Origin of the sequence: Bradyrhizobium sp. Mp19 (assembly GCF_029952935.1) — a bacterium.
Taxonomy (GTDB): domain Bacteria; phylum Pseudomonadota; class Alphaproteobacteria; order Rhizobiales; family Xanthobacteraceae; genus Bradyrhizobium; species Bradyrhizobium elkanii.
Map to the genome: position 1 here is coordinate 54,056 of NZ_JASAUT010000002.1, position 23,837 is coordinate 77,892.

The 23,837-nt window shown below is 64.4% G+C and carries 23 protein-coding genes and 1 tRNA gene; 11 read left to right on the plus strand and 13 right to left on the minus strand.

The genetic code is table 11. The features are described from left to right. Nucleotides 1-218 precede the first annotated feature (218 nt). Nucleotides 219-860 carry a methyltransferase domain-containing protein gene (locus QJT82_RS03015; protein WP_051447968.1) on the plus strand — a complete coding sequence of 214 codons (642 nt, stop codon included), beginning with the start codon at nt 219-221 and terminating at the stop codon, nt 858-860. A 323-nt stretch (nt 861-1,183) separates the two neighbouring features. Here QJT82_RS03015 and QJT82_RS03020 read toward each other — a convergent pair. The 3 genes from QJT82_RS03020 to QJT82_RS03030 all read right to left on the minus strand — a co-directional run bounded on the left by QJT82_RS03020 (nt 1,184) and on the right by QJT82_RS03030 (nt 1,987). Next, a tRNA-Glu gene (locus QJT82_RS03020) sits at nt 1,184-1,258 on the minus strand. Nucleotides 1,259-1,416: 158 nt separating this feature from the next. Next, the gene (locus QJT82_RS03025; protein ID WP_196238189.1) at nt 1,417-1,566 is read right to left on the minus strand and encodes a hypothetical protein; all 150 of its coding nucleotides are present in this window, start codon (nt 1,564-1,566) and stop codon (nt 1,417-1,419) included. 76 nt (nt 1,567-1,642) lie between these two features. Further along, nucleotides 1,643-1,987: a hypothetical protein gene (locus QJT82_RS03030; RefSeq protein WP_155258600.1), complete on the minus strand. Its 345-nt coding sequence runs from the start codon at nt 1,985-1,987 to the stop codon at nt 1,643-1,645. A gap of 178 nt (nt 1,988-2,165) precedes the next feature. On the opposite strand from QJT82_RS03030, the gene QJT82_RS03035 reads away from it, so the two are divergent. Further along, on the plus strand, nt 2,166-3,398 hold the full coding sequence (locus QJT82_RS03035) for a Zn-dependent hydrolase (RefSeq protein WP_028342106.1): 1,233 nt from the start codon (nt 2,166-2,168) through the stop codon (nt 3,396-3,398). Between the two features lie 7 nt (nt 3,399-3,405). On the opposite strand, the gene QJT82_RS03040 is transcribed toward QJT82_RS03035, so the two are convergent. After that, nucleotides 3,406-4,275, minus strand: coding sequence for a sulfite exporter TauE/SafE family protein (locus QJT82_RS03040; protein WP_245288788.1), 870 nt, complete (start codon nt 4,273-4,275; stop codon nt 3,406-3,408). A gap of 391 nt (nt 4,276-4,666) precedes the next feature. Between QJT82_RS03040 and QJT82_RS03045 the strand changes: the two genes are divergently transcribed. The 4 genes from QJT82_RS03045 (at nt 4,667) to QJT82_RS03060 (ending at nt 9,625) form a co-directional block, all read left to right on the plus strand. Beyond that, entirely contained in the window at nt 4,667-5,704 is a 1,038-nt protein-coding gene (locus QJT82_RS03045) for a PrsW family glutamic-type intramembrane protease (RefSeq protein ID WP_028342108.1), read from the plus strand. Nucleotides 5,705-5,782: 78 nt separating this feature from the next. After that, a complete protein-coding gene (locus QJT82_RS03050; RefSeq protein WP_035632022.1) occupies nt 5,783-7,642 on the plus strand; it encodes an acyltransferase family protein in 1,860 nt (619 codons plus the stop codon). An 88-nt stretch (nt 7,643-7,730) separates the two neighbouring features. After that, on the plus strand, nt 7,731-8,303 hold the full coding sequence (locus tag QJT82_RS03055; RefSeq protein ID WP_028342109.1) for an HdeD family acid-resistance protein: 573 nt from the start codon (nt 7,731-7,733) through the stop codon (nt 8,301-8,303). Nucleotides 8,304-8,539: 236 nt separating this feature from the next. Then, a complete protein-coding gene (locus tag QJT82_RS03060; protein ID WP_028342110.1) occupies nt 8,540-9,625 on the plus strand; it encodes a 3-deoxy-7-phosphoheptulonate synthase in 1,086 nt (361 codons plus the stop codon). A gap of 66 nt (nt 9,626-9,691) precedes the next feature. Here QJT82_RS03060 and QJT82_RS03065 read toward each other — a convergent pair whose 3' ends face one another. The 3 genes from QJT82_RS03065 to epmA all read right to left on the minus strand — a co-directional run bounded on the left by QJT82_RS03065 (nt 9,692) and on the right by epmA (nt 12,341). Further along, nucleotides 9,692-9,958 (minus strand): hypothetical protein, encoded by a 267-nt coding sequence (locus tag QJT82_RS03065; RefSeq protein WP_028342111.1) that lies wholly within the window; start codon nt 9,956-9,958, stop codon nt 9,692-9,694. Nucleotides 9,959-10,200: 242 nt separating this feature from the next. Continuing rightward, nucleotides 10,201-11,292: a lysine-2,3-aminomutase-like protein gene (locus tag QJT82_RS03070; RefSeq protein WP_028342113.1), complete on the minus strand. Its 1,092-nt coding sequence runs from the start codon at nt 11,290-11,292 to the stop codon at nt 10,201-10,203. Further along, nucleotides 11,289-12,341: an EF-P lysine aminoacylase EpmA gene (gene epmA / locus QJT82_RS03075; protein WP_028342114.1), complete on the minus strand. Its 1,053-nt coding sequence runs from the start codon at nt 12,339-12,341 to the stop codon at nt 11,289-11,291. The genes QJT82_RS03070 and epmA overlap by 4 nt, the downstream gene beginning before the upstream one ends. A gap of 504 nt (nt 12,342-12,845) precedes the next feature. Here epmA and efp point away from each other — a divergent pair. The 3 genes from efp to QJT82_RS03090 all read left to right on the plus strand — a co-directional run bounded on the left by efp (nt 12,846) and on the right by QJT82_RS03090 (nt 15,896). Next, complete coding sequence (efp, locus tag QJT82_RS03080) at nt 12,846-13,412, plus strand: elongation factor P (protein WP_016844580.1); 567 nt, start codon at nt 12,846-12,848, stop codon at nt 13,410-13,412. 128 nt (nt 13,413-13,540) lie between these two features. Next, nucleotides 13,541-15,145, plus strand: coding sequence for a peptidoglycan DD-metalloendopeptidase family protein (locus QJT82_RS03085; protein ID WP_028342115.1), 1,605 nt, complete (start codon nt 13,541-13,543; stop codon nt 15,143-15,145). A 328-nt stretch (nt 15,146-15,473) separates the two neighbouring features. Then, nucleotides 15,474-15,896, plus strand: coding sequence for a DUF805 domain-containing protein (locus QJT82_RS03090; RefSeq protein WP_028342116.1), 423 nt, complete (start codon nt 15,474-15,476; stop codon nt 15,894-15,896). A gap of 21 nt (nt 15,897-15,917) precedes the next feature. On the opposite strand, the gene QJT82_RS03095 is transcribed toward QJT82_RS03090, so the two are convergent. The 3 genes from QJT82_RS03095 to QJT82_RS03105 form a co-directional block, all read right to left on the minus strand. After that, nucleotides 15,918-16,811, minus strand: a complete 894-nt coding sequence (locus QJT82_RS03095; RefSeq protein ID WP_028342117.1) for a dihydrodipicolinate synthase family protein — start codon at nt 16,809-16,811, stop codon at nt 15,918-15,920. Nucleotides 16,812-16,938: 127 nt separating this feature from the next. Then, a complete protein-coding gene (locus QJT82_RS03100; protein ID WP_028342118.1) occupies nt 16,939-17,445 on the minus strand; it encodes a cupin domain-containing protein in 507 nt (168 codons plus the stop codon). 41 nt (nt 17,446-17,486) lie between these two features. Continuing rightward, complete coding sequence (locus QJT82_RS03105) at nt 17,487-17,966, minus strand: carboxymuconolactone decarboxylase family protein (protein ID WP_028342119.1); 480 nt, start codon at nt 17,964-17,966, stop codon at nt 17,487-17,489. A 95-nt stretch (nt 17,967-18,061) separates the two neighbouring features. Here QJT82_RS03105 and QJT82_RS03110 point away from each other — a divergent pair, with 95 nt between their 5' ends. Then, on the plus strand, nt 18,062-18,637 hold the full coding sequence (locus QJT82_RS03110) for a MarR family transcriptional regulator (protein WP_028342120.1): 576 nt from the start codon (nt 18,062-18,064) through the stop codon (nt 18,635-18,637). A gap of 140 nt (nt 18,638-18,777) precedes the next feature. Then, nucleotides 18,778-20,013, plus strand: a complete 1,236-nt coding sequence (locus QJT82_RS03115) for a lytic murein transglycosylase (protein WP_028342121.1) — start codon at nt 18,778-18,780, stop codon at nt 20,011-20,013. Between the two features lie 284 nt (nt 20,014-20,297). Here the strand turns inward: QJT82_RS03115 and QJT82_RS03120 are convergent, their stop codons facing one another. From QJT82_RS03120 to QJT82_RS03130, 3 genes are read right to left on the minus strand one after another with little or no spacing between them, the layout of a single operon-like run. Then, nucleotides 20,298-21,116 (minus strand): glucose 1-dehydrogenase, encoded by an 819-nt coding sequence (locus QJT82_RS03120; protein WP_028342122.1) that lies wholly within the window; start codon nt 21,114-21,116, stop codon nt 20,298-20,300. A gap of 18 nt (nt 21,117-21,134) precedes the next feature. Beyond that, nucleotides 21,135-22,976: a single-stranded-DNA-specific exonuclease RecJ gene (gene recJ / locus QJT82_RS03125; protein WP_028342123.1), complete on the minus strand. Its 1,842-nt coding sequence runs from the start codon at nt 22,974-22,976 to the stop codon at nt 21,135-21,137. A 55-nt stretch (nt 22,977-23,031) separates the two neighbouring features. Then, a complete protein-coding gene (locus QJT82_RS03130; protein WP_028342124.1) occupies nt 23,032-23,751 on the minus strand; it encodes a haloacid dehalogenase type II in 720 nt (239 codons plus the stop codon). Between the last annotated feature and the right edge of the window lie 86 nt (nt 23,752-23,837).

Below are 23,837 nucleotides of genomic sequence, written 5' to 3' on the forward strand. Positions count from 1 at the left end.
TGAAGCGACCTTGGCCCTCTCCGTTTGGTGGCGAGTCCGCGCGGCTTGGGCCGCAGCAAATCTCGATCGCTAAACGCCGCACTTGATCGGATTGATCGTGGTGCGTATGCTGTTTTCTTTTGAAGGGAGCGGGCGACTGCTGCACATCTCTTTTCCGTTTGCTGGGGCTCAGTTCGATATTTGCAATACGGTAGTGTGCCACCTTCAAAGGAAAAACAATGGACGGTCTCTCGCCAACCACCATTCGGCAACTTTACGAACACGCTCTCGATGCGCCCGGTCCAAAGACGTGGTGGATCACGCGCCTCGCGATGTACAAAGCGCTCCATCGCGCTCTATCGGAATATGACGGAAACGAAAAAACTTGCCTGTCGATATCCGGATCGAAGGGACTCGGTGTTGAGCTGGGACTGACCAAAACGAAATACACAGAGGTCAGCTATCCTGATGCCAACTTCATAGATTTGCCATTCGAGAGCGACACTTTTGACTTCTGTGTCTCGGATCAGGTTCTCGAACACGTCGAGGGCGACCCCCAAAAAGCATTCTCTGAATCAATCAGAGTTGTGAAGCCGGGCGGCTACGTCTGTCACACGACCTGTTTCGTCAATGGCATTCACGCGGCGCCGAAGGACTTTTGGCGCTTCACTCCGGAATCGCTAAGGCTGTTATCTGACAAGGCGAACGCCGAGTCGATCGCTTGTGGGGGATGGGGCAACCGCGAGGTGATCAACTTGATGGCGTCCCCGCTTCGGATGAAACCCATCCCGGACGATCCTGCCAATCCAATTTACCAATTGGCATTACGAAATGAGCCGAGCTGGCCGATCGTCGTGTGGATTATTTCCAGGCGAAATTGATCCAGCAATTCGCACAGTCGCGCAGCAGGTCGAAAAAGTCATCGGTCTGCCCTGACGTCATGTTCCGAGCAGCGCCAATCGCGATCGTAAGCCCCCAATCAAGAAGCAGTTGCGGCAATTGCAGGTCTGACGGCAGAGCAAAGACAAGCGCCAGTTCACCCTGGACCGTTCCGGCCCCAAGCGCGGCGATCGCCCGCGCTTGGGGATCACTTCACGGAGTTGCTGATAGAGCTGTCGTCGCGAGATTGACCGGGTGATGCGCCGAAAATATCAATCTGGACGCGTAAAGGTCTGATTTTGTGGAGTCTTCACTTTGGCCGTGATGGCGCTCCCTAGCGGAATCGAACCGCTCTCTCCACCGTGAAAGGGTGGCGTCCTAACCGATAGACGAAGGGAGCAAAACTCCCGGCAAATCAATACGTTAGACGTGAGATGCGCCGGACTGGCCACAGCCCTCAAGCCGCGACGGGCGAACGTATAGTGGCGATTGGCCGGGCGGGCAAGCGTTCAGAGCGCTTTTCCCGGATTGCAGGTCACGCTGCAGGTCACCTGGAGATCACCTGCAGGACAATCCGGCCTCGATCGAGGTCCAGAAGCCGCAATGCGTCGGCACATGCGCATGCGCCCGCGAGCCGCCGACGTGAATCAGGATTGCGGCGGCAAGCGCGACGACGACGACGGGAACAATGAATCTTCGGATCGGCATGGGCCTGCGCATCGACCGACATCGTGGCCTAACTAAGGCCTGCGAGATGTCCGGCAATGGCGCTCAGCGGCAGCCGTCAGTGATTGCTGGCGACGTCCTGACGATTATTCGGCTGCGCCGCCACAGGCGTCCGCTTGATGCAGGTGCTGCAGATTACGAGCTTGCGCGCCAGCCGCTCGTCGGCGTCCGCTTCCGACAGTTGCGCGCCCGATGTGTCCGCTACTGCGGGCGACGCGTTGCGCGCATGGCGCCGCGGCTGCGGGAGATTGGGGTCCTGTCCGGCACCGTCCCAGGCCAGCGGACCTGTCCCCGGCGGCGGCGTAGTCATGCTGTATTGCTGCGAAACCTGCGCGCAGGCGCCGAGCGCGATCGGAAAAAACAGCACAGCGGCCTTGCGAGCCCAGTTCCGGAATGCAGACATGATCACACTCTCACGCTATTCGTACTGCGACCTAAGAGCAGAACCGCTAAGAAATCGTTTGCCCTGATTGTTCCGTCGCACCCAACCACGACGGCATCAAGACGGGATTGAGGCGCCAAGGAGCAAATCGAGGCGCAAATCAAGACGCGAAATCAAGACGGCAATCCGGAGTCCAGTCATGCCAGGCATCAACGGTCGCTTCGACGGCAAGCGCGCGCTCGCCGATCTCAACGCGCTGCGCGCGATCGGCGCCTACAAGACCGGCGTGCACAAGCCGACATTCTCCGAACCGCATCTGCGCTCGCTCGACTGGCTCGCGGCGCGTTTGCCCGACGCCAATCTCACCGCAACGATCGACGGCATCGGCAATGTGCTCGGCTCCAGCGCAAAGGCGGGACCAAAGCTGCTCGCCGGCTCGCATCTGGAGAGCCAGAACCATGCGGGCTGGCTCGATGGGCCGCTCGGCGTGATCTACGCGCTGGAGGCGGCGCGCGTCATCAATACGGATCCGGACGCGAACGGCGCGGTCGAGGTCGCTGCGTGGTGCGACGAGGAAGGACATTTCGGCAGTTTCCTCGGCAGCCGGTCGTTTGTCGGCGCGGTGACCGAAGCCGACATCGATGCAGCCCGCGACCGCTCCAGCGATCGCACCATGCGCGATGCATTGCGCGACGCAGGCTTCGCCGGCCGCCCGCGCCTCAACGCCGAGACCGGCCGCCACATCGGCTATCTCGAAGCGCATATCGAGCAAGGCGACACGCTGGAAAGCAGCGGGCTCAAGATCGGCGTCGTCACCTCGATCGTCGGCATCTGGCAGTATCGCATCACGTTCACCGGCGAGCAGAACCATGCCGGCACCACGCGGATGGCGGTGCGCAGGGACGCCGGCCTGGCGCTGGCGCGGTTCTGCGTCGCGGTCGACGACAGCTTCCCTGCCCTGTCGGGACCGCGCACGGTGTGGACCACCGGCCGCATCACGCTGGACCCGGGCGCGCCGAGCATCATTCCAGGCGGCGCCGAGATGCTGTTCCAGATTCGTGACGACAATCCCGAGGTGATCGCACGTCTCGAGGAGCAGCTGCATCGCCTGGCGGCCGAGGCCACCGCTCAGGGCCGTTGCGGCGTGAAGGTTGAGCGCATCCGCACCGGGGTGCCCGCGATGATGACGCCCGCATTCCAGGATGCGATCGAAGCCGCGAGCGCAGCCTGCGCCGGCGGCAAATCGATCCGCATGCCGAGCGGCGCCGGCCATGACGCCCAGGTCCTCGCCACCATCATGCCGGCGGCGATGCTGTTCGTGCCGTCGATCGGCGGCATCAGCCATCACTGGAGCGAGAACACCGACGACGCCGACATCGTCACGGGTGCCGAGGTATTTGTCGAAACCTGCCGGCGCCTGCTCGCAGGTTAGAGCACCTTCAGGTCGGACCGCCCCGGTTGCCCGACTTCAGCGAAGCCAACGCGTGCGAGCTCTGCACGGCGCTTCTCCTCGCGGTGAAGAAGACGTACAGCAAGCAGATGTCGATCAGGATCGTGCCGGCCATGACGCTGTAGGCCCAGGGGCTTTCCATCAGCTTCACTTCGATCAACACGCGCGACAGGCCGAATCCCACGACCCACGCATCAAAGCTCATGCAGATCCGGCGAAACGTCTCGGCGTCGAGCCGCCGGATCAGCCAGGCACCGAGCGGTATGCCGAGGACAACGCAGGGAACGAGCACGAACAAGAGGCTCCGGCTCTCGTCGATGAACAGACCGAGCTTGTAGTACGCGATTGCAGTCAGGCTGGACTCCGTCACCCGAACCAGTGCGAGACCGGCCCGAAACTCATCTTTGACGAGGCCCTGATTGTTGAAAAGGATCGCCAGCGGCGGGCCCGAAATGGTCGTGACCGAGTACAAGACCCCGAGCATCGTTCCAAAAGGCAAACCGACCAGCCATTTCGACTGGATCGGCCTCCGCCAACCGGCCGCCTGCAGCAGAATGAGCGGCAGAATGATCGAGTAGGTGGCGAACTTGGTCCAGCCGGGCTGAAGCGACGTCAGCGCAAAGGCTCCGACCGCGATGCCGGGCAGCATGCCGATGAGAATAGGCAGCACGCGCCGCCACACGGCCGGAACACCGCTCAGGTTGATGCACAGAACATACAGATTGACGAAGACTTCGACGAGGACCACCGCGGGATTGAGGACGCGGTTGGTGTAGAAGACGAGTGCGACCGGCACCGTGAGCGAGGAAAACCCGTAACCAAGCGCGCCATTCACAAACGCCGCAAACAGCGCGATCACGGCAAGAACGATCACAGCAGAATCAATCGAAAGCATCTCTGGCTTTTACCGGATCAGTCGCCTTGCCCACGGCATTATAGCCCAACGAAGGGAACGCGGTGCCGAAAGCTGATTGGACCCACCGGTCGCAATCCCACCCATCGTCGGGGTTATCGAAGCTCCTGCGCCTGGAAACGCCATGGGCCTGCCTCCCGTCAGGAACTTGTCCGGGTGCCGCCCTCCCCCTTGAGCTGATCGAGGCCCGCAACGGCACCTTTCCAACCCGCTTTCGTAAGGCACCGTGGCATATTGGTCACGAGAACGGCATCAGACCGATTTGCAATCCGCTGAACTTGCTGCCATTTCTTCGGCACGCATCGCTTTGGTGCCATCAAAGGGGCCCGTCCGGCTCATGTTGTTGCTTGAGTCGCTTCCAACCGTTATCGGCGCCGCCGCCATTGCCCCCGCATTGCTGGTGTTGTGGCTCGTCATCGCCGCCGACGAGCGCCCCGGACCGCCGGTGCAGGTGTGGCTCGCCTTCGTGCTCGGCGCGGCCAGCATCTCGCTGCTCGGCCTGGCGCGAATTCCGTTTAATGCGCTGCTCGCCATTCCCGACAATCCCTGGGCGACGCAGGCGGTGCGTGCAGCTTTCGGGGTCGCGGCACCGGAGGAGATCGTCAAGGTGCTCGTCATCGTCGTCATCTCGACGCGGCGCCGCGCCTTCGCCGATCCGATGGATACGGTGGTCTATGGCGCGGCCGCCGGACTTGGATTTGCCGCCTATGAGAACCTCGCCTATCTGGTCCAGCACAAGGACATGTGGCGCGCGCTCGCGGCGTTGCGCAGCGTGCTCACGGTGCCGTTCCACGGCGCGCTCGGTATCATCGCCGGCGCCTATCTTGCGATCGCGCGCTCCGGCGGCGCGCTCGGCGCCTACCGGGGTCACCGCGACTGGGCGCGCATGACGAACTGGGCGCTGGTGCTGGTCGCGCCGGTCGCGCTGCATGCGGCGTTCGATTTTCCGCTGCTGGCGCTCCAGCGCATCCCCGATCTCGGCTCGACCACGCGGCTGCTGCTCGGCTCGGCCAGCGTGCTGATCGGCTTCTCCTCGATCGGCTTTGCAATCCGCCTGGTGCGACGCCTCGGCAAGCATCATGCGCCGCGCACCGACGTTGCGCGCGAGCGGCTCAGCCAGCTGCGGCGGATGTGGGCGCTGCTGCTGATCGGCGGTGGCGCCGGTTTTGCCGGCGTCTCCTTCCTGCTCACCTCGCTGCATCATTGGTACGTCAATCCCGAGCGCAATGCGTCGTTCATCCTGGTCCCGATCGGCTTCACCTCGATCCTGATCGGACTGGCGCTGCTGATCGCGACCACCGCGGTCTACTTCCTCGGCCGCAACCGGATGCGGACCGCCTCGGAGGGCTTTCCGTCCGCACCCGGTCAAAGCTAGCGCCCCGGCCGGCACCGCTCCCCTTGCAAAACAACCTCGGCAGGTTCAGGGAGAGACACAGACAGGCGCGAGAGGACGATGGGGCACAACTACAAGAATTATCGGCCGGATATCGACGGCCTGCGGGCCGTTGCCGTCTCGTTGGTCGTGCTCGGCCACGCGTTCCCGCAATATGTTCCCGGGGGTTTCGTCGGGGTCGATATCTTCTTCGTCATTTCCGGCTACCTGATCACCGGGATCATCTATGGCGACATTCAGAACGGGAGCTTCAGCCTTGCGACGTTCTATGCGCGTCGCATTCGCAGGATTTTTCCCGCCCTGATCGTCGTCTTGATCGCCGCCTTCGTCGCCGGATGGCAACTTCTGATGCCGAGCGAGTTGGTGGCCCTTGGAAAGGAGATTGCTGCAGGCGCGGGTTTCTCGGCAAACCTGCTGTTCTATTCGGAAGGTGGCTATTTCGATGCGGCCGCGCAAACGAAGCCGCTGCTCCATCTCTGGTCGCTCGGCATCGAGGAACAGTTCTATCTTGTCTGGCCTTTGCTGCTGTGGGCGCTGATGCGATGGCGGATCGCCGCCGCCGCTCCCCTTGCCCTGATCTTCATCGCATCGCTTGTCGCAAATATCCTGGTCGTTCGAACCAACCCTGAAGCCGCATTCTACCAGCCGTTCACGCGGGCGTGGGAGCTCGCAGCCGGAGCATTGGTGGCCGTCTGCCTGCCCAACGGATTCTCCGCGGCGCGCGATCTTCTCGGATGGTCTGCGCTCGCAGTGATCGCGGCGGTAACCGCGTTCTATTCGCCCTCCATGACCTACCCCGGGATCGCAGCGGTGGCGCCGGTCGCCGCAGCAGCTGCCCTCATCATGTCAGGTCGCAATCGATTTCTCTCGACCCGTACCGCGGTCGCGATCGGGCTGATCAGCTATCCGCTCTACCTCTGGCATTGGCCGATCCTGGTTTTTGCGGCGAGCTTCAAGGGTCGTCCCCTGACTTTGGCCGAGAACGGGCTGGCCGTTGGGGCCAGCTTCATTCTGGCCTGGGCAACCTATCGCTACGTCGAGCGCCCAATCAGGTTCGGGCAGTGGCGGGTGGCGCCGGTCCTTGCGGCATCGATGGTGGCCGTTGCATCGGTGGGAGCGTTGGCGATCGTCGACGGCTTTGCCTTTCGGCTTCCGGCGATCGTTCGCGAAGCCGGCGCCATGACCGTATCCAGGGACTTCCTGAGATACGGCGAATGCCATATCTCCGCTTCCGCCAATCTCGCGTTTGATCCGAGTTGCGTCGACGCCAGCAAGCGCCCGCTTGTTTTCGTATGGGGCGATTCGACCGCCGGCATGCTTGCCGCCGGGCTGCGGCAAGTCCAGGGCGATCAATTCGGGTTAGCCCAGTTCACCGTCAATTCCTGCCCGCCGCTCTTCACCGCGCAGGCCGAGACCATTCCGTTTTGTGTTCAAACCAACCGCCACATCGTTGCTGCGGTTGCCCGCTCGCACCCCGATGTCGTGCTCCTGCACCTGGTGTGGAGCAGAGAACCCACCGCCGACGATCTCCGCCCGACGATTGCCGCCCTCAGACAGGCCGGCGCCGTTCGTGTCATCCTGGTCGGCCCTGTCCCGGTCTGGACCGACACGGTGCCCCATCTGACGGTGCAATATTTCCTGCGCCATCATGCATTGATCCCGGAACGAAGCCACGACGTGCGATTGACCAAGCAGACTGACGACAGGGTTGGGCAGATCGCCGCCGATCTCGGGATCGAATATCTGTCGCCCTATGACGAGCTGTGCAACGCGGACGGATGTCTGACGAGGGTCGGGACCAGCGCAAACGACCTGGTATCGGCCGACTTCCTGCATCTGTCGCCGCGCGCCTCGCGATATCTGGCGGCCAAGCTTGTGCCAAGGATTCTGGCTGTCGAAAACCGCCATGCGGAAAGATGAGCGCACAGCTATTGCTGCCGCAACTGACGGGCTGACCATTTATAACGGGTTAGGATAGACTGCACATGCGCAGATCCGGAGAGCCGCGATGACCCTGTCCAACGACCTCGACAAGCTGCGATCGGAAATGCAGGCCGCGGTGAAGGCGCACTGGAAGGCGTTCCTGTTCGAGGGCATCCTGCTCGTGATCCTCGGCATTGCCGCGATGATCGTGCCGACATTCGCGAGCCTCGCCGTCACCATCTTCCTCGGCTGGATGTTCCTGATCTCAGGCATCGGCGGGCTGATCGTGACGTTCTGGGCGCGCAACATGCCGGGCTTCTGGTGGTCGCTGATTTCGGCCGCGCTCGCTGTGCTTGCCGGCATGGTGCTGCTCGCCCGTCCGATGCAGGGCGTGCTGACGCTGACCATCGTGGTCGGCGCCTATTTCGTCGCCGAGGGCGTCGCCACCGTCATGTACGCGCTGGAGCACCGCCGCGAATTGTCGGGACGCTGGTCCTGGCTGCTGATCGCCGGCCTGATGGACGTCGTGATCGCCTTCTTCATCATCGCCGGCTTGCCGGAATCCGCAGGATGGGCGATCGGCCTCCTCGTCGGCCTCAATCTGATGTTCGGCGGTGCGACCCTGATCGGCATGGCGTTGGCGGCGCGCAACACCTGACGCCGAACCGCGGGGGGCTTGCTTTTGGGGGGTGACAGCCCCAAATCCCTGCGCTATAGAGCCGCCCCATGATCACATCCGCCACCAGCTATTTTTGGTACTTTAGCTACGACAGCTCGCTGGCGGCAGGAGGATCGCGCTCAATCTGAAGAATTGCAGCAAAAGTCCAAAACAAGCCGCCAGACCTGGCGGCTTTTTTGTGTGCCGGCAGGTCCCGAAATCCAAAGGAGCCAGCCGTGTTGAGTACGACAGACGATCTTCGCATCAAGGAATTGAAAGAGCTCAGTACGCCCGAAGAGGTGATGCGGGAGGTCCCTCGCACCCTGACGGCGACCCGGGTCGTGATGGGCGCCCGCCACGCCGTCCACGCGATCCTGAACGGCACCGATGACCGCCTGCTGGTCGTCGTCGGCCCCTGCTCCATCCACGATCCCGCGGCGGCCGTCGATTACGCCGAGCGCCTCGCCAGCCTGCGCGAACAGCTCGCCGACCGCCTCGAGATCGTGATGCGGGTCTATTTCGAGAAGCCCCGCACCACCGTCGGCTGGAAGGGGCTGATCAACGATCCCGATCTCGACGGCAGCTTCGACATCAACAAGGGCCTGCGGCTCGCCCGCAACGTGCTGTCGGCAGTGAACAATCTCGGCCTGCCGGCCGGCACCGAATTCCTCGACATGACGACGCCGCAGTACATCGCCGATCTGGTCTCCTGGGCCGCGATCGGCGCGCGCACCACCGAGAGCCAGATCCATCGCGAGCTGGCTTCCGGGCTGTCCTGTCCGGTCGGCTTCAAGAACAGCACCGACGGCGGCGTGCGGATCGCGGCGGACGCGGTGAAGTCGGCCTCGCACCCGCATCATTTCATGGCGGTCACCAAGGGCGGCCGTTCGGCGATCGCCGCCACCAGCGGCAACGAAGACTGCCACGTCATCCTGCGTGGCGGCCGGGCGCCGAACTATGATGCCGCGAGCGTCGATGCTGCCGCCGCCGAGCTCGGCCGCGCCGGTGTCGCAGCGCGGCTGATGATCGACACCAGCCACGCCAACAGCAGCAAGAAGCCGGAGAACCAGCCGGCAGTTGCCGCCGACATCGCGCGCCAGGTCGCAGGCGGCGAACAGCGCATCATCGGCGTGATGATCGAGAGCAATCTTGTTGCGGGACGCCAGGACGTCGTGCCGGGCAAGGCGCTGACCTACGGCCAGAGCATCACGGATGGCTGCATCGACCTCGGGACGACGGCTGACGTGCTGAAGCAGTTGGCCGATGCCGTCGACGCAAGGCGCAGCGTGCGGCGTGGTGGCCTGCAGGAGCGTTCGGCCTGACACGGCCGGACGGATTGAGCGTTGCCGGCGGGGCGTACATCGCGCTCCGCCGGTCTCTTCCGTGGCTTAGCAGCCGCGGCAGATGCTCTTGATCTTCTTGTCGAGCGCCGCGTCTTCCTTGTTGGCCTGACTGTTCGGATCGCTGATGTTCTTCTCGTTGCCAACGTCGCCGCGGCGCGGCTGACGATGTCCGATCGGCGCCTCCGGGACCGTCCCGCCCTTCTGCATGGAGGACGATCCGCCCTGCTGCTGCGCCCATGCCTGGGACGTGCCAAGCTGGGGCGCTCCGGCCGCAACCATCATCAGAGCCATCAACAAAACTGTCTTCCGCATCTCGCGTCTCCGCTTCTCAACCCTATCGCGCCCGTTCCGGGACCTCGACGGTAGCACAGTTGCGTCGCCCCTGCGCTGCGCAATCCTGTACCTTCCGTATATCGGCCATCGTGCCAAGGAGCCAGATTCCCGCGGCGACCAGCACCACAAAGAAGCCGAACATCACAGCATTTTCGATGCTGCGGTTGCCCTCGTCCTCGGGCGGCTCCTGCCGTCCGTCCCCGGCCCCGCTCATCGCCGCCTCAGGATTGCGGCGGGTAAAGATGAACGTCGCCGCAATAATCGACGATACGGTAGCGCCGTTCCACCGGAACTTCACGTTCGCGGGAAGCCGGCTGCGACAAATAGCTCGGGCCGATCGGCGCCTTGCCGTAGCCGCCCGGGATGTCGAGCACATAATCCGGCTGACATAGTCCGGAAACACGCCCGCGCAACGCCCGCATCAATTCCTGCCCGGCTTCGATCGTGGTGCGCAAGTGCGCAGTGCCGGGCGCAAGGTCGCCGTGATGCAGATAATAGGGCTTGATCCGGCACTCCACGAAGCCGCGCATCAACGCCTCGAGCGTCGCAGCATCGTCATTGACGCCGCGCAGCAGGACGGACTGGCTCACCAGGGGAATGCCGGCGTCTGCAAGGCGCGCGCACGCCGCGCGAGCATGGGTGCTCAGCTCACGCGGATGGTTGGCGTGGATCGCAATCCAGGTCGTCGCGCCTTCGACCCGCAATGCCGCGATCATCTCGGGATTGATACGGCCCGGATCGGCGATCGGAACACGGGTGTGGAGGCGAACGATCTTCACATGATCGATGTCGGCGAGATCGGCCATGATCTCTGTCAGCCTGCGCGGCGACAGCATCAAGGGATCGCCGCCGGTCAGGATGACTTCCCAGATCTCCGGATGGCTGCGGATGTAATCCAGCGCCGCGCGGTAGGCGTCATCGGACAAGGCCGAGGCCTTTCCCGGCCCGACCATTTCGCGCCGGAAACAGAACCGGCAATACACCGCGCAGACATGGACGAGCTTGAACAACACCCGATCGGGATAGCGATGCACGATGCCGGCGACCGGCGAATGCGCATCGTCACCGATCGGATCAGCGTTCTCGCCCGGCTGCTCGACGAGTTCGTCGGCGCTCGGGATGAACTGCCGCGCGATCGGGTCGGCGGGATCGGCCGGATCAATCAGCGCGGCGAGATCCGGCGTCACGGCGACCGCGTAGCGCGCAGCGACCCGCTCGAGCCCGGCAAGTGCTGCGACCGGCGCGAGCCCGGCATCAACCAGGTCGCGCGGCTGTCGCAGCGTCGCCGCCAGTTTTGGTTCGATCCTGTTCATGCCTCTCCCGCAGGCGGTGTCCAGACCACCTGATCAATTCGTGGCGCGCCGCTCGCCAGCATCACCAGCCGGTCGAAGCCGAGCGCGACGCCGCTGGCCTCCGGCATCTGGCCGACAGCGGCAAGGAAATCGTCGTCGAGCGGATAGCGCTCGCCATAACGGCGGGCCTTCTCGTCCATCGCTGCGGTGAAACGATGGCGCTGCTCGGCCGCATCGGTCAGCTCGCCGAAGCCGTTGGCGAGCTCGACGCCGCAGGCATAGACCTCGAAACGCTCGGCGACATCAGGATCGCCGGGCTTGGTGCGCGCCAGCGCGGCCTCTGGCGACGGATATTCGAACAGCACCGTCAGACGGCCCTGCCCCAGTTGGGGCTCGACATGCTCGACCAGCACCTTGCTGAAGATATCGGACCAGGTGTCGTCATCTGCAACCCGCACCCGCGCTGCTGCAGCCGCCGCAAGCGCCTCGCGATCGCCCGCGCCGCCCGTGATCGTCGCCAACAGATCGATGCCGGCGAAGCGCTCGAAAGCTGCCGCGACCGTCAGCAATTCCGGCTCGGCAAAGGGATCGGCCATCCTGCCACGGAATGAAAACCGCCCGATCCCGGTCGCCTGCGCCGCATGGGCGATCACGACGATCGTGTCGGCCATGATGGCGTCATAGCCGGCATTGGCGCGGTACCATTCCAGCATGGTGAATTCGGGCAGATGCAGGTCGCCGCGCTCGCGGTCGCGGAACACCCGCGCGAACTCGTAAATCTTCGGCTCGCCGGCCGCGAGCAGCTTCTTGCAGGCGAACTCCGGCGAGGTGCGCAGATAGCGCGGCGCATGCGAGCCATCAGCCTGCCTGAGCTCGGTGCGGGGAGCGTGTAGGTGGGTCTCGTTGCCCGGCGAGATCTGCAGGATCGCGGTCTCGACCTCGGCAAATCCTTGCTCCTCGAACCAGGCGCGCACCGCTCGCGTGATCGCGGCCCGCGCCTGCAGGAACGGCCTGCGGTCGGCGTAGCGCTGCGGCGTCCACCAGGGCGACGGCTGGTCATGAGCTGTCATCGCAAGAGCATCCTCATGGATTCAACATCAACGAGCCGCCATCCGCACTCAAAAGTCTTGCACAACCGATTGATTCCACACAAGTTCATAAGCCCGCACAGCCCCAACCTCCGCGGAACGCAGCGAGGTTGGTCCCTTCTTGTCTAAAGACGCGCACCTTGTCCATGTGCGCGCCTGGCTTAACCTGAACGACCGCTCGACATCCAAGGAGAGGAACGCCTTTCCCCTGGGTCGAGGACTGGCGTTGCCTCTACTGAAGACCGGCACATTCTCGGTTCCTGCGAGCTTTGCCGAGCACAACCGGACCGCACTGAAAGCGCCCGATCCGGCCCGAAAATAGGGCCGATTGGGACGGCCGGGACGGTTCGCGACCTTGCGAATTCGACCGCAAAAGACTGGCATCTCAGGGACAAATCAGTATGTTGCAGCCCGAAATCGCCGCCATGGCCGAGGGGCTGCCGATCCGGTTGGCGCCCTTAGGCTCTCAAATTCAGGAAAACACCTTTGAAAGTCATCGCCAGTTCCATCCGCAAGGGCAACGTCATCGAGCAGGACGGCAAGCTCTATGTGGTCCTTTCCGCCGAGAACATTCATCCCGGCAAGGGCACCCCGGTCAGCCAGATCGAAATGCGCCGCATCGGCGACGGCGTGAAGGTCTCGGAGCGCTACAAGACCACCGACCAGGTCGAGAAGGCCACCGTCGAGGACCACAACTACAACTACCTCTATGAAGATGGCGATGGCTTCCACTTCATGAACAACGACAACTACGACCAGGTCCAGGTCTCCAAGGAGATCGTCGGCTCGTCTGCCCCGTATCTGCAGGAGAACATGACCGTTAAGCTCTCGATGCACGAGGGCAACCCGGTCGCGATCCAGCTGCCGCAGCGCGTGACGCTGGAAGTGGTCGAGACCGAGCCCGTGACCAAGGGCCAGACCGCCTCCTCGTCCTACAAGCCGGCCATGCTGTCCAACGGCCTGCGCACCGGCGTGCCGCCGCACATCACCACGGGCACCCGCATCGTGGTCATGACCGAGGACGGTTCCTACGTCGAACGCGCCAAGGACTGAGCGCTTGAGGCGCGGTGGGATTTGAAATGAATCGTCACCGCGCCTCAACTTGTTGGTTAAGCATCAACTTTACCGAAAACCGCTACACACTTTTCCGGAACTTGCTTTAGTCTCTCGGGCGATCAGACATGAGCCCGGGGAGTGCAGTGAACAGGAAGGTGGTCAGCTTCGTCAGTTGCTGGCTGGCAGCCCTGCTCTCGCCTCTTCACGGCGCCCATGCCGACGAATTCCGAACGCCATCGATCTCGGCCATGCGGGTCGAATGGCGTGCCGTGCTCGACCAGTTGCGGCAGGAGATCGGCAGCCGCCCGGCCGTCTCCGCCGGCTTCACTTTCGCCGGCCAGCGCCGCGTTCCCGCCACCGATCCGCGGGCGACGCCTGCGCTGGTGCAGTTGAACGCTGTGACAGCGCCGCTGTTTCCCGGCATCGCGCAGAGCCCGATCCCGGTGCTGCTGCCGTTCGATCCCGCCAGCTATCTCGACGCGCGGCAAAACGGTGCGCCGGACAGCCTGTCGATCGCGCGCTACCAGGCCGACTTCCGCGCGGTCGATTTCTTCCATGCCGGTGCGTCCGGCTACGATGCCGTGTTCTCGCTCGACCCCCGCGCCGGTGACGGCATGCCGCCGCGAACATTTGCGAAGCCGGTCGAGGTGCAGATTTCCGGCTCGATCCTGGTCTACGACCTCGCCGACCGGCTCGGCGGCAAGGGCGAGCCGGTCAAGACGCTGGCCGCGCAGTTTCCGGACCTGCGCCGCTTCATTCGCGAGGGCTATGTCCGCTACGCCTTCACCCGCTTCGGGATTCCCTATGTCGTGTCGATCCAGTGCCTCGACAGCGCGCCGCGGCCGAAGCGGCTGGCCTGCCGCGAGGCCTATCCGGTCGTCGAGCGCTTTCTGAAGGCTTTGCGCGTCGCCGGCGGCCAGCCGTCACGGCCGCGCAGCGACGTCGCCTCCGACATCGCCGAGCGGCCCGCCGCGCAATCCACCGACTTCACCTACCACCCGAGCGGCGACATCGTCGCAGGCAGCGGCGGCCGCAGGCAACTAGGCGGTCACGCCGACTTCACCGTCTATTCGCAGATCCGCTTTCCGCTCGAGAAGGCGCCGGCCTTCGCGCACTCGCAATCCTTCGCCAGGCGCAAGCCCGGCGCGGCCATCGACGCGTATCCCTGGCAGGACAATTTCTGCGAGGCGCGCAGCTTCGAGGTCGGCCAATGCGCCAGCGGCTACGGCCATCAGGGCCAGGACATCCGCCCCGGCGCATGTCCTGTCGACAGCAAGGATGGTTGCGACCCCAAACAGCAGGCGGTCGTTGCGGTGCGCGACAGCATCGTGATCCGCTCGCCGCAACAGCAGGCCGCGACATTGCAGGTCAACACCCGCACCGAGCACGTCCGCTTCCGCTACATGCACATGAACCCGTCAGTGATGGATGCCGACGGCCTGCTCAACGGACGCCGCGTCAGCGAGGGCGAGAAGATCGGCGTGGTCTCGAACTATCTCGACCACCCCAATGGCACGTCGCGGCATCTGCATTTCGACGTCCAGGTGTTCACGCGCGACGGCTGGCTGTGGGTCAATCCCTACACCACGCTGGTGTCGGCCTATGAGCGGCTGATCCGCGGCCGCGGCCGCGAGATCGGACCGGAGCCAGGGCCTGCGGCCGCCGTGGCCCATGCCCTGCCCGACGACGTCTTGCATCGCATCGACACCCAGGAGGGTGGCGGCAATTAGAGTGTTGTCGAGCGAAGGGGACACCGGTTCCGGGCGCACTGCCAAAATATCGAAAACAACCCCATGCAAAGTAGTCGGCGGCTGCCGTCGTTCGACACGACAGCTTGACACGTCGGGCAAATCAGCGGCATTATTCCATTATTCCGAAATTGTGCAAACGCCCACCGCAGGTTCCATTCGGAATCGCATCGATGCGCGCCATGTCGCGGCGACAATTGCCAGCTTGAATGATCATGATGGAAGCAGCAATCCGCGGGAACCTGTCCCGCTTTGACCATCGGACGCAAGTCTCTATCAGATGCCCATTCAGGCTGGACCACAACCAAGCATGCTCTCGACCTTCAGCTGGTTCTTTCTTTCGGTGAAAGGCCGCATCAGCCGGCAGGAATTCGGCCTGGGATTTTTCGGCCTCGTCCTGGTCGACATGCTCGTCATTCGCATCGGCGTAAGGCTCGACCCCGGTCCACGATATTACGACAGCAGCCCGCCCGCCGACGACCTGTCCGTCCTGCGCTTGCTGCTCATGCTGTCATTGTGGCCGTTCGCCGCGATCCTGGTGAAGCGGCTGCACGACCTCAACGTCTCGGGCTGGTGGGCGCTCACGATCCTCGCCATTCCCCACCTCGCCGCCGCGCTGCACGTCAAATACTGGATCCCCTATCTGGCGCTCGTCGCAACGCTGAGCGTGCTGCCGGGATCGAAGGGTGACAACCGGTTCGGCCGCGACCCACTGGCGCGCGCCGGCATCTAGCGCCTTGCGCCGCGGTTGCGATCAATCGATCTCGATCGCAGCCAACGTCTCCTTGACCCGCCTCTGAGCGTCCGCAGGGAGCGGCAATATCGGACGTGGAGGCTCCGCCGCACAGATCCCTCTGAGATTGGCAAGTGCGTAGACGACACGCAGACTGGAATATCTCCTGAACAGATCCCAAATCGGCTGCAGACGCCCGTTGAGCTCTCGCGCCCGGGCCGCATCGCCGCTCGTCGCGGCGCGAACGATGTCCACGCAGATCTTCGGGAAGATTCCTGCGACAACGCTGTACCAGGTATCTGCGCCCGCCAGCAGCGCCTCGGTGCAATTCCAGTCGGCGCTGTAACCCAACGCAACGCCGTCCGGAACGACAGCCCGCAATTCCCTGAGATGGCCCGCCACCATCGAAGCATCCAGCGCCGGACTTTTTACCGCGACGATTCCGTCCACACGCCCCAACCGGCCGATGAGCGCCGGCGTGAATTGAAAATGGGTCGTTCCGGGATTGTCATAGATGCAGATCGGCAAGCCGCTCTCGCGAGCCACGGTTTGAAAATGCTCAAAGACCTCGTCATCGGTCAGCGGCGTATAGGAAACCGCCGCCAGCAGGCCTGCCGTCGCGCCCGCATCGCGCGCATCCTGGGCCAGCCGCACCGCATCGTCGGTGCGCAGTGCGCCGATGCCAACCAGTATTGGTGTGTTGCCATCTGCCAAGGCGGTGGCCGCCTGCACGGCGCGCCGCCGCTCATCGCGGCTGAAATACGGATATGAGCCGGTACTTCCGAGCAGCCCGACCGAATCCACCTTCGCCGCAATCAAGGGGTCGAGCAAGGCGCGGAGCGCACCCACATCGACCCGTCCATCCCGGTTCGAAGGCGTTATCGGGAAGGCAGAGAGCCCCTTCAGACTGATCATCGGTTCGTCCCTCGTCGGCAACCGTCGCCGTAACCTGCCGCGCAATCAATCGACGCGCCCCGTCGCGCGCAAGGTCCAGTTTCACGCGAACTGGGCACCAAACTGGTCCAGTGCTTCCCGCCGGTCGTTATTCGAGCATCGTGGTCAGCTGCGCGCCCTCGTCAGCCACAAACACCGCGATCAGCTCCGCCGGCTCCGTGGTGCTCGCATTGGCCGAAACCATGTGGGTCGACCCCGGCGGCTCGAAGAAGGACTGGCCGACCTTGAAGGTCTCGACCGGCCCGCCGCCGAGTTGGGAGCGGATTTCTCCCTTGGTGATGTAGGCCGTCACCGAACCGGAATGGCGGTGCGGCGGCGTGAAGCCGCCGGGACCATAGAACACGCGCACCACCGTGACGCGCTTGCCCGCGACATTGGGCAGCGCGTGCGAGGTGATGACCTCGACCTTATCGAGCGGCGACGCCGCATTGGCGCTGGCGCACAGCGGCGCGATGACGGAGGAGATCGCGTCCATCGGGGTCGGCAGTGCCTTGCCGATCACGAAGGCGGAGGCCAGCCCCGCGATCACAGCCAGCGCGACCGGCCGCGGCGGCCGCGCGAATGGAACAGATGGAGTCATTGCCATCGAGGTCATTGTTTTTCTCCCTGTCGGTTGCCGTTTGATCCGTCTCGACGTTACGAAGCCGCCGCGTCCGCACGCTGCCGGCGCGGCGGCGGCGTCCAGCGATAGGCCGCGCCGAACCGGTTCCAGACGTTGATCGATGCGATCGCCGAGGTCAGGTAAGTCAGCTCCTGCTCGGAGAATTCGGCGGTGGCCTGCGCATAGACCTCGTCGCTGACGCCGTTCGGCAAGGTGGTCAACGCTTCGGTCCAGGCCAACGCAGCGCGCTCGCGCGGCGTGAACTGCGGCGCCTCGCGCCACACCACGACGAGGTTCAGCTTGTCGGTGGGCACGCCGAGGCTCTCGCCCTGCAGGATGTGATACTGCACGCAGAAGGCACAGCCGTTGATCTGCGAGGCACGCAGCTTGACCAGTTCGAGCAGCTGCTTGTCGAGGCCGGCCTTCGCCGCAAACTGGCCGAGTGCGCGCACCGCGGCGAAGACGTCGGGCGCGAGCTTCTCGAAGTCGGTGTATTCCTTGCGGGCATGTGACATTGGCCTGGCCTCGTGTTATCAGTGTACTGAGATATTATCAGAGCTCTGATATCATCGGCAAGATGCGGACATCGGCGAAGGCGACAGCAGGCGACATGGCGGCAATGCAGAAACGAGGCAAATCCGGCACCGCCGAGCGGCGTCCGGTCGGAAAAGCCGCCGGCCGAAGGGCCGCAGCGAATACAGGATCGACCGCAGGCGACGTCCTGCTCGCCCCTTCTGTCCCGGCGCCGGGCGAAGGCAAGCGCGGCGAGCAGGGCTATCTCGCCTATCTGCTGCGCCAGGCCCACGCGGCCTCGCGGCTGTCGATGGAGCGCCAACTGGGACGGCTCGGCGTCACCTCGCCGCAATTCGTCGTGCTGACGATGCTGAAAGCCTATCCGGGGCTCTCGGGCGCCGATCTGGCTCGCGTCGCGCTGCTGACGCCGCAGACCGTGAGCGTGATCATCCGCAACCTCGAGCGCGACGGCGCAATCCGCAAGACGGCGCACCCCGTCCACGGCCGCGTGCTGCAATGGACCCTGACCGGCCATGGGACCACGCTGCTGGAGAAATGCCGGCAGATCGCCCAGGCCCAGGAACGCCGGCTCGCCGCCAGTCTCGACGCCAGGTCGGAACAGGTGGTGCGCCGGTGGCTGTCAAAAATCGCCATAGATTTGCAGGATAGCTAGAGCATGCTCCCGAAAAGTGGGAACCGGTTTTCCCTCGCGACAAACGCGGAACGCGTTTGCGCGGAGGTCATGCTCAAAACAATGGCTCCTGCGGCGGTGTGGCTTTTGGCTCGCCCGATCGGCGCCGCTACACTGGCCCGATGAAACAGCCTGATTCTCCGAAATCCCCTGCCCGCCGCGCCGTCCTGAAGGCGGGGCTCGCCGCAGGCGCGGTGCTCGTCAATCCGCTCGGCGCGCTCGCGGCCGCCCCTCCCGGCTTCGACCAGTGGCGCGACAATTTTCGCGCCCGCGCGCTGGCAAAAGGCATTTCGGAGGCGACCTGGACTCGCTGCATGGGACAGGTCGAGCCCGACATGAGCGTGTTCAGGCAGATGCGCAACCAGCCTGAATTCCACGAGCAGATCTGGCAGTACATCAATCGCCGCGTCTCCGATTGGCGCATCATTCACGGCCGGGAAGCGCTGAAGAAGAACGAGGCGCTGTTCGGCCGGATCGAGCGCGACTTCGGCGTCGAGCGCGGCACGCTGCTCGCGCTGTGGGGCGTCGAGTCCGCCTATGGCGATCCGCTGGTGCAGCAGAACCACATGACGCCGGTGTTTCCCTCGCTGGCGGCGCTCGCCTGGAACGAGCCGCGCCGCAAGGCCTATTGGGAGACCGAACTGATCAACGCGATGAAGATCGTGCAGCGCGGCTGGAGCACGCCTGAGGAGATGAACGGCTCCTGGGCCGGCGCGATGGGGCATTCGCAGTGGATGCCGGAAGTCTGGCTCAATGTCGGCTTCGATTATGACGGCGACGGCAAGGTCTCGCCGTTCGGCCGGCCCGACGACGCGCTGGGCTCGACCGCGAAATATCTCGTCAATCGCGGCAAATGGCACCGCGGCGAGCATTGGGGTTACGAGGTCCGCGCGCCCGGCGGCGACGCCAGCAGCAGCCGCACCTATGCGGCCTGGGCCAGCGCCGGCGTGACGCGCGCCGACGGCCAGCCGTTTCCGCAGCCGAACGCATCAGCGCGACTGTGGATCCCGGTCGCGGGCGGCCCGGCATTCCTGCTCGGTCCGAACTTCAATTCGGTGAAGAGCTACAACCCGTCGATGAACTACGCGCTGGCGATCTGCCATCTCGGCGATCGCTGCCTCGGCGGGCCGCCCTTCATCCAGCCCTTCCCGGGCTCGGAGCGCGCGCTGACGCTCGCCGAGGTGCAGGAGATGCAGACGCGGCTGACCAAGGCCGGCTTCGACACCGGCGGCACCGACGGCCGCGTCGGCAACGACACCATGAAGGCGATCAAGGATTTTCAGATCAAGATGGGCCTGTTGCCCGCCGATGGTTACGGCGGGCTCAAGGTGCTGGCGCGGTTACGGCAAGGCGGGTAGCTCGCAGCACATACTCCGTGTCGTCCCTGCCTAGTGCGCAATTGCGCACGGGAGCAGGGACCCATAACCACGGATGATGATTGTTGCACACCGCTGGAATGACAAGTCCCGTTCACAACATCGGCCGCGGAGTATGGGTCCCTGCTTTCGCAGGGACGACGGCGGTTGGGATGCAAATGCGCCGCTCAACTCCTCGCAGCTGCGTAGCCCGGGTGAGCGAAAGCGATACCCGGGGCGGTTTTCCCGCATGTCGCTCCGCTCATGCGGGCTACGACAGTTCGCGGCTAACCGTTCGGAGGCTGCTGCACGACGCCGCCGGCGTTCATGCCGCCGTCGATCACGAGCTCGCTGCCCGTGACGTAACGTGACGCATCGGAAGCGAGATAGAGCACACCTTGCGCGATCTCGATCGCCTGGCCGGCGCGGCCCAGCGGCGTGGCGAACCTTGCCCGCTCCTCCGGATCGATCGGCGCGTTCTGGCCAGCACCGGTCGCGCCGGTCGGGATCTTGCCCCAGATCGGCGTGTCGATGATGCCGGGGTGCACCGAGTTGACGCGGATGCCGTCGCCGATCTGCGCGCATTCCATCGCGATCGACTTGGCGAACAGCCGCACCGCGCCCTTCGTCGCGCTGTAGCCGGAGAGCGTCGCCGCACCGCGCAGGCCAGCCAGCGACGACATCATGATGATGGAACCGCCGCCATGCTTGCGCATCAGCGGCAGGGAATGCTTCACCGACAGGAACACGCCGTCGATATTGATGGCGGTCTGGCGGCGCCAGTCGGCGAGCGACATCTCGACAATCGAAGGCGCCCCGATGCCGATACCGGCGTTCGAGACCATGATATCCAGGCGGCCATAGCGCTTGCCGATATCAGCGACAACCTCGATCCAGCGCTCCTCGCTGGTGACATCCTGCTGCAGAAAGACCACGTCGCGACGAGCCTTCTTCAGCCGCGCTGCGAGCTCCGGTCCCCTCAACTCATCGATATCGGTCGCAACAACGGTCGCGCCTTCCTGCGCGAGCAATTCAACGATGGCCTCGCCAATGCCTGATGCGCCGCCGGTCACCAGTGCGACCTTGCCTTCAACCTGTCCTGACATGTCCTCTCCCAACGTTTCTTATCGGATCACCGTCGGGCCCTGATCCGGCACCGCGACGTCGAGGACACGGAATTGCACACGTTCGGTGCCTTGCCAACGGTCGACCGCAAGAGAGCCCGCCACGTGCAACTGTTGCCCGCGATTTTGCGTCAAGGCGCTGCCGAGCTTCTGTCCGACGGAACGGAACGCGATACCGTTGACGATGGAGCCGTCGCCGGACTTGAAGCGCAGCCGCAGATGCGCCTGCCCGACTTCGTCGGCATAGACCAGCTGATGCGACGGCAGCGCGATCACCGGTTCCGGATTGGCACTGCCGAACGGGCCCGCGCGATTGAGCGTCGCAGCGAATTCCGCCGTCACCGCGCGCGCGGTCACGGCGCCGTCGATGAACAGCTCGTTCTCGTGACGCGAATTGGCGACGTCGGCCGCCAGCGCGCTCTCCATGTAGGCGCGGAATTCGGCGAGCTTCTCCTTGCGCAGCGTGACGCCGGCCGCCATCGCGTGCCCGCCGCCCTTCATCAGGAGGCCGTCATGCACCGCCTGCCGCACCGCCTTGCCGAGATCGACGCCGCCGATCGAGCGGCCCGATCCGGTGCCGATGCCGCCGGGCTCCAGCGCGATCGCAAACGCGGGACGCGCGAACTTTTCCTTCAGCCGCGCCGCGACCAGCCCGACCACGCCGGGATGCCAGCCTTCCGCCGCGGTGACGATGACAGCGCCCTTGTCCTCGAGCCCGAGCGAAGCCAGCGCCTCGGCCTCGGCCTGTGCCTCGGCCGCCTGCTCGATCACGCGCCGTTCGGCATTGAGGCGATCGAGCTCGGCCGCGATCCGCGCAGCTTCGGAGACGTCGCCTTCGAGCAACAACCGCACGCCGAGATCGGCGCGCCCGATACGACCGCCGGCATTGATGCGCGGCCCCAGCATGAAGCCGAGATGCCAGGCCTCCGGCGGGCCGTTGAGGCGCGCGACATCCATCAGCGCGGTGTGGCCGACATGGTCGCGGCGGCGCATCGCGATCAGGCCCTTGGCGACGAAGGCCCGGTTGAGCCCGATCAGCGGCGCGACATCGGCCACGGTACCGAGCGCGACGTGATGCAACACGCTAAGCAGGTCCGGCTCCGGCATCTCGCCGGTCCAGAAGCCGCGCTGGCGCAGTTCGCGATTTACGGCAACCAAGGTCACCAGCACGAGGCCGACCGCTGCGAGATGGCCGAGCCCCGAGAGATCGTCGGGCCGGTTCGGATTCACCAGTGCATCGACCTCGGGCAACACATCGCCGGTCTGGTGATGATCGATCACGACGACCGACATCCCGAGCTTCCTGGCTTCCGCCAGCGGCTCGATGCTGGTGGTGCCACAATCGACCGTGACGAGCAGCGTCGCGCCCTTTGCCGCCAGCGCGCGCACGGCGTCGACGTTCGGCCCGTAGCCTTCGAAAATGCGGTCGGGAATGTGGATCAGCGGGTCCAGCCCGCAATGGCGCAGATGCCAGGTCAAGAGCGCGGCCGAGGTCGCGCCGTCGACGTCATAGTCGCCGAAGATCGCAACCTTCTCGCCGCGATCAGCGGCATCCGCAATGCGCTTGGCCGCGTGCTCCATCTCGGTGACCGTGTGGGGGTCCGGCATCAGCTTGCGGATGGTCGGGTCGAGGAAGTCGGGAACCTCGTCGATCGCGACGTCGCGCCCCGCCAGAACGCGCGCCAGCATTTCCGGCAATTGATAGCGCTGCACGATCGCGAGCGCCCGCGCCGCCCCGCGCGCATCCAGCCGGTCGCGCCAGAGTTTCCCGGTCAGCGACCGCGTCACGCCGAGGAACGCCTGTGGCGCCTCAACGGGCAGTGCGGATGCGTGCAGCGTCATGATCCTTTCCCAATCAGGTAGGAATCGTAACGCTTCGATGATTTGTGGACCAGTTCTAGCAGCCCATCCGGCCGGCGATTTCCCCGAAATCCTTGGCCACGATGTCCCATTCTCCGGTGGCCTCGAAATCGTATTTTTGCAGCGGGCCGTATTCGGTCGGACGCGCCACGAAGGCGGTCTTCAGGCCGAGCTTCTGCGCGTGCTTCAGGTCGTAATTGTGCGCGGCGACCATCATCACCTGCTCCGGCGGCAGACAGAGCAGCTTCGCGGCGCCGAGATAGGTTTCAGGATCGGGCTTGTAGTGCTCGAACAGTTCGGCCGACATCACGAGGTCCCAGGGCAGGCCTGCGAACTTCGCCATGTTGGTGAGCAGCGCGACGTTGCCGTTGGAGAGCGGCGAGATGATGTATTTGGTCTTCAGCCGGGTCAGGCCGGCGACGCTGTCGGGCCAGCCGTGCAGGCGATGCCAGCCCAGCGTCAGATGCTGCAGGTCGGCCTCGGTCAGGCCCTTGACGTCGAACTGCGCGACGAGTTTTTCCAGCGAGCGGCGGTGCAATACGTCCAGGATGACGTAGCCGTTCTGCGGGTTCTTGCGCACCTCGTCCATCGAGGCCGCATAGACCGCGCGCCAGCCGTCGACCAGCGCGGTCCAATCGGCCTTGATACCGCGCGTCTCGCCCCATCTGGTGAAGTCGTTGATCAGGCTGGTGCGCCAGTCGACCACGGTCCCGAACACGTCGAATACCAGCGCCTTGACCTCGGACAGATCGGACATGCGCGTCTCCCTGTTTTTTGTTGTTTGTTTAGCGCGTCGTTCCGGGATGGTGCGCAGCACCAGACCCGGAACCTCGAGATTCCGGT

Excerpts from the sequence above, each read along its gene's own strand:
- QJT82_RS03065 (WP_028342111.1), bottom strand. The coding sequence starts at position 9,958 with ATGCGGAAGACAGTTTTGTTGATGGCTCTGATGATGGTTGCGGCCGGA.
- QJT82_RS03090 (WP_028342116.1), top strand. The coding sequence starts at position 15,474 with ATGCTCTCGACCTTCAGCTGGTTCTTTCTTTCGGTGAAAGGCCGCATC.
- QJT82_RS03050 (WP_035632022.1), top strand. The coding sequence starts at position 5,783 with ATGGGGCACAACTACAAGAATTATCGGCCGGATATCGACGGCCTGCGG.
- recJ (WP_028342123.1), bottom strand. The coding sequence starts at position 22,976 with ATGACGCTGCACGCATCCGCACTGCCCGTTGAGGCGCCACAGGCGTTC.
- QJT82_RS03070 (WP_028342113.1), bottom strand. The coding sequence starts at position 11,292 with ATGAACAGGATCGAACCAAAACTGGCGGCGACGCTGCGACAGCCGCGC.
- QJT82_RS03120 (WP_028342122.1), bottom strand. The coding sequence starts at position 21,116 with ATGTCAGGACAGGTTGAAGGCAAGGTCGCACTGGTGACCGGCGGCGCA.
- QJT82_RS03105 (WP_028342119.1), bottom strand. The coding sequence starts at position 17,966 with ATGTCACATGCCCGCAAGGAATACACCGACTTCGAGAAGCTCGCGCCC.
- QJT82_RS03025 (WP_196238189.1), bottom strand. The coding sequence starts at position 1,566 with ATGCCGATCCGAAGATTCATTGTTCCCGTCGTCGTCGTCGCGCTTGCC.
- QJT82_RS03055 (WP_028342109.1), top strand. The coding sequence starts at position 7,731 with ATGACCCTGTCCAACGACCTCGACAAGCTGCGATCGGAAATGCAGGCC.
- QJT82_RS03045 (WP_028342108.1), top strand. The coding sequence starts at position 4,667 with ATGTTGTTGCTTGAGTCGCTTCCAACCGTTATCGGCGCCGCCGCCATT.
- QJT82_RS03115 (WP_028342121.1), top strand. The coding sequence starts at position 18,778 with ATGAAACAGCCTGATTCTCCGAAATCCCCTGCCCGCCGCGCCGTCCTG.
- QJT82_RS03085 (WP_028342115.1), top strand. The coding sequence starts at position 13,541 with ATGAGCCCGGGGAGTGCAGTGAACAGGAAGGTGGTCAGCTTCGTCAGT.
- QJT82_RS03095 (WP_028342117.1), bottom strand. The coding sequence starts at position 16,811 with ATGATCAGTCTGAAGGGGCTCTCTGCCTTCCCGATAACGCCTTCGAAC.
- QJT82_RS03035 (WP_028342106.1), top strand. The coding sequence starts at position 2,166 with ATGCCAGGCATCAACGGTCGCTTCGACGGCAAGCGCGCGCTCGCCGAT.
- QJT82_RS03100 (WP_028342118.1), bottom strand. The coding sequence starts at position 17,445 with ATGACCTCGATGGCAATGACTCCATCTGTTCCATTCGCGCGGCCGCCG.
- QJT82_RS03130 (WP_028342124.1), bottom strand. The coding sequence starts at position 23,751 with ATGTCCGATCTGTCCGAGGTCAAGGCGCTGGTATTCGACGTGTTCGGG.
- QJT82_RS03015 (WP_051447968.1), top strand. The coding sequence starts at position 219 with ATGGACGGTCTCTCGCCAACCACCATTCGGCAACTTTACGAACACGCT.
- epmA (WP_028342114.1), bottom strand. The coding sequence starts at position 12,341 with ATGACAGCTCATGACCAGCCGTCGCCCTGGTGGACGCCGCAGCGCTAC.
- QJT82_RS03110 (WP_028342120.1), top strand. The coding sequence starts at position 18,062 with ATGGCGGCAATGCAGAAACGAGGCAAATCCGGCACCGCCGAGCGGCGT.
- QJT82_RS03030 (WP_155258600.1), bottom strand. The coding sequence starts at position 1,987 with ATGTCTGCATTCCGGAACTGGGCTCGCAAGGCCGCTGTGCTGTTTTTT.